Genomic DNA, 3374 nt, shown 5'->3' on the forward strand with positions numbered 1-3374 from the left:
CTCGTCGCTCATGACGAACCGGGAGCGCCCCCGCCCCGGAGGGGGGACGGGGCGGGGGCTGATGTGGTGGTGACGGCGGCGGCGTGGCACGCAGTCGCCTTGTCGCGGGAGTGCCGCCCGAGAGGTTCCGACCTGCGCGCCGTCATCGTCCTATCGTCGCCAGTCCGGTTATCGGTGTCACCGGTCCGCAGGGGACATCCGCACCATGGGCAGAACGCCCACCAGTCCTCGGCGTACCGGTGGCAGGAGGGACAAGAGGGCCTAGTCATCGAGGTAGACGCACCACTCGGAGGTGACGCCGCGCTCGCCCGCGAAGAGGAGCCACTGTGAAGGGCGCTGACCACCCGATGCCAGGAACTCCTGCGCGAAGGTATTGGCGCTCTCCGTAGATCCCGCGCCCCAGTGGGTGATCGCGTTCACCTGCATGCGGACCGGGACGTGCCAGTGGCCCGACGCGCTGTACTCGAAGGGCTCGACGCTGGTAGCCCAGCCGAGCAGGCGCTTGTTGAAGCCGTACCACGGGATGCCGAACGAGGCCGACTTCACCTGGTCGCCGTGGAACAGGAACCAGCGCTTGCCCATCACCTCGTCGGTGGCGTACCACGCCCGCTCGCCGGCCACGAACGTCTCGCCCCACTCCACGCGGGGCTCGTCCTTGAGCAGCATTCGGGCGATGTTGTAGACCATCGCGTCAAAGTTGGTCTCTGGGTGGTAGGAGCGGCGGATCGGCCCGCCCATGGCGCCGTGGTTGCCGATGGCGCCCTTGACCCTGAGCGTGGGCACCGAGGACAGGACTGTCCGCACCAGCGAGGCGAGGGCCTGTGACGCGGCGAACAGCTGCACGTAGAGCGATGAGTCGATCCGGTGGGCCTGTCCGGGGAAGATCTCCTCGCCCTCGACAAGGTCGCCGAGTAGGTAGATGCGGGCCTCTTCCACGGGGTGCTTTGCGCGCTCGCCCTCGATGAGCTTGACGACTTTCTGCGCGTACCGGGCGACCCGCGCGGCGGCGATATCGCTGTTGTACTCGGGGGTGGTCTTGCCCCACTGCCAATCGGCCAGAAGACAGATGGCCACCTCGGGCTTGGCCTTGCGGAGATCCCTGGCCGGGACCGGCACAGGCTCGATGACCATGGCGCGCGCGGCGTCGAGGGCCGCCCGGTAGACGGCCTCCACGAGCTCTTCGCGCTTCGCCCTGGATCGCTCTAGGTCCCGGAGCGCCTTGTTCAGCGCGAGCCGCAGCTCGTTGGACGTGTCCTCTTCCTTGACGTCGTCGATCAGGGACACGAGCACGCTCCTCGGCGATGGCGGGCGAGCGTGTTCTCGTTGGGGGTGGAGGGGAAACGCTTGCGCAGCGCGCGGTAGATCGCGCTGGTCATGTAGGCGGAGTCGAAGGCGGTTCGGAGGTCGGCGGCGTCGTCCGGTGCCAGGCCGTCGATGAACGCAGCAACGGAGCACCGCGGGCCCTTCACCGGGGGCGTGGCGGCGATCTCCTCGAGGAGGCTCACGCTCACCATCGTGGGGAAGGTGAGCGCCTGCGTCACCGGGCCACAGGGGACATCGGCTAACCGGGGGCCCGTTAACTTCTCTGCGCTGCAATCTCCGCTGCCATGTGCCTGTCGGTCAGGGTAGGCCGATGTGGTAGCGAAGAGGGGAGTCGAACCCCTACGAGGTTGCCCTCAGCGGTGTTTGAGTCCGCTGCGTGGAACGGGGATCAGGCGGATCCTGCCACTTCTGCTGCCATGTGGGTCACTTGCTGAAGCCTCTGCTGCGCTCAGCCCAGTCCGAGAAGTCATGGAACAGCACGGCCCAGTCGTCGCGCACCTTCTCTGGAAACGGACGCGCGTACTCGTCTTGCCCGAACACCTTCGCGCGGTGTGACTCATCGAGATGAGTCTGGATGTCGGCCCAGTTCCTAGCCACGCGAGCAAGGTGCTTCGCCTCGTCGGCCCTGATGTAGAAGTGTCGCCCGGAGTCTCCGAGAACGGCGGGGTAGTCCAGGTCCTTCCACCTAGGGTCCCCTTCGAGTAGATACCAGCGGCCACGGGACGTGACGAAGCCCGGGATCACCGGGCCGGCCATCTCCAAGAGATACCCCCACGACCAACTGCCCATCTGGAAGGAGCCGATCGATCGATTCCTCGGGGTCAGGGTGAGGCTCATCCAACTGCCCTCCCCAGCGACGCCATCGCGTCGCGCTTCGTGTCGTCGGTCAGGTGACCATATGTGTCGACGGTGATGGAGATCCCCGAGTGCCCGAGGATGCTCGACACGACCGCGAGCCCGACGCCCTCGGCGATCAGGAGCGAGGCCGTGGCGTGCCTCAGGTCGTGCCAGCGCATGGCGGGTAGCTCCTTCGCCTCGAGGCAGTCCTGGAACTCGTGGGTCAGGCGCGTGCCGTCGATCGGCTTGCCGTCGCGGGTGAACACGAGGTGGTGCGCGTTGCCCACGACCGCCAGCGAGTCGCGCCGCAGGTCGCGCAGGACCGCCAGCGCGGGCGCGGCCAGGGGGACCGTCCTGCGGCTGTGGTCGCTCTTGGGCTCCGTCAGGACGTAGCGGGTTCCTCGGGGTCCGGGGAGGCGGGCGAGGCTGTGGTGGACGGTGACAGAAGCCGATCGAGCCAGTCCATCAACCTCACGATCCCCAGCGCCAGTGCCAACTCCATCACCATCAGGGTCCACGCCCGGTCCAGTTCGTCCAGTTGCTCTTGCAGCGTGACCAAGGTTCACGTCCTCCCAGCGCAGGCCGAGCAGCTCGCCCTGTCGCAGTCCGGTGTAGAGCGCCACCGTGACCAGCGGCGCGAACCACTGGCCCTCGACGGCGGAGAGAAGGGCCTTCGCGTCCTCGGGGCGCAGCGCCTTCACGGTGCGCTTGACGGGTGAGGGCAGGTCGAGGTCGCTGGCCGGGTTGGCGTCGATCAGGCCCCAGCGCACGGCGTAGGACATGGCCGAGCGGAGGCAGTCCACCCGGTGGCGCACCGAGGTCGGGGAGTCGGTCTGGCGGTTCACCCAGCCCTGCACCTCGCGGCGTCCGAGGGATCGGAGGGGGCGTTCCCCGAAGGCGGGGACGAGGTGCAGGGACACGATGCTGCGGTATCCGAGGAGGGTGCGCTCGCGCCTCGTCGGTTTCACCACGTCAACCAGCCACCGCTCGAGGAACGCGCCCACGCTTTCGCCGCCCTTTCGCGGTCTCGTAGAGGAGGATTTCCCCCGCGCGGCCGCCAGCGCCTTCCATGTCGCCGCCTCGCTGTCCGCCGTCACGGTCCCCCGGTCCCGGCTTCCGTCGTCCCGCCGGCCGTTGCTCCACTGGCCCGCCCACTTGCCGTTCGCCAGCGGGTAGACGCTCCCGGCCCCGTACTTCGCCATCGCCCACCTCCT

At 68.2% G+C, this 3374-nt stretch carries 4 protein-coding genes; all 4 read right to left on the minus strand.

What is annotated here, in order from left to right:
- Positions 1 to 261: 261 nt before the first annotated feature.
- Positions 262 to 1284 carry a hypothetical protein gene (locus VGM51_06870; protein HEY3412764.1) on the minus strand — a complete coding sequence of 341 codons (1023 nt, stop codon included), beginning with the start codon at positions 1282 to 1284 and terminating at the stop codon, positions 262 to 264.
- On the minus strand, positions 1275 to 1541 hold the full coding sequence (locus VGM51_06875; protein HEY3412765.1) for a hypothetical protein: 267 nt from the start codon (positions 1539 to 1541) through the stop codon (positions 1275 to 1277). Before VGM51_06875 ends, VGM51_06870 begins: the two co-directional genes overlap by 10 nt.
- Before the next feature lie 205 nt (positions 1542 to 1746).
- On the minus strand, positions 1747 to 2160 hold the full coding sequence (locus VGM51_06880; GenBank protein ID HEY3412766.1) for a hypothetical protein: 414 nt from the start codon (positions 2158 to 2160) through the stop codon (positions 1747 to 1749).
- A partial coding sequence (locus VGM51_06885; GenBank protein HEY3412767.1) for a site-specific integrase occupies positions 2157 to 3374 on the minus strand: 1218 nt, incomplete at its 5' end. The genes VGM51_06880 and VGM51_06885, both read right to left, overlap by 4 nt.

It is taken from the genome of Armatimonadota bacterium (assembly GCA_036504095.1).
In the GTDB taxonomy this organism is placed as follows: domain Bacteria; phylum Armatimonadota; class DTGP01; order JAKQQT01; family JAKQQT01; genus DASXUL01.

Bases quoted from the DNA above. Each gene is read 5' to 3' on its own strand.
- VGM51_06880 (HEY3412766.1), bottom strand. From the start codon at position 2,160: ATGAGCCTCACCCTGACCCCGAGGAATCGATCGATCGGCTCCTTCCAG.